Annotated in this window: 1 protein-coding gene; it reads left to right on the top strand. The window is 40.6% G+C overall.

Annotated elements, in window-relative coordinates; all coding sequences use genetic code 11:
• Positions 1 to 310, top strand: a 310-nt coding sequence (locus HMPREF3029_RS09640; protein ID WP_246830716.1) for a transposase, incomplete at its 5' end; no start/stop codon positions are given.
• Between the last annotated feature and the right edge of the window lie 64 nt (positions 311 to 374).

Genomic DNA, 374 nt, shown 5'->3' with positions numbered 1-374 from the left:
GACACTGTGTAAAAGTTCTACATCTTCTCGTCCAAAGCAGATTCGAAAAAATATGAACCTAGAGTATTTCAAAGCTCAGGCAAACAAGTTGCTTTCAAGTCCGGAAGGTCGTCGTCGATATGCGCAACGCAAAATCGATGTCGAGACAACTTTTGGAAACTTGAAGGCTAATTTAGGTTTCACACGGATGTCTGTCCGTGGCAAAGACGCTGTGAGAAATGAGTTAGGTATCGCCTTAATGGCGGTAAACTTAAGAAAGCTTACCTGTCAGTCGGCAAATTTTAAAATCAAAACTAAAAAAACAGCCTAGAAATCTTAAACATAAGATTTCTAGGCTGTTTTACCTAAGGAGTGGAATCATTTGTCCCAGCCCC

It is taken from the genome of Nosocomiicoccus sp. HMSC059G07, from assembly GCF_001815515.1.
GTDB lineage: Bacteria > Bacillota > Bacilli > Staphylococcales > Salinicoccaceae > Nosocomiicoccus > Nosocomiicoccus ampullae_A.
Note: the sequence above shows the minus strand (reverse complement) of the source record. Positions and strands in the feature narration are given on the sequence as shown.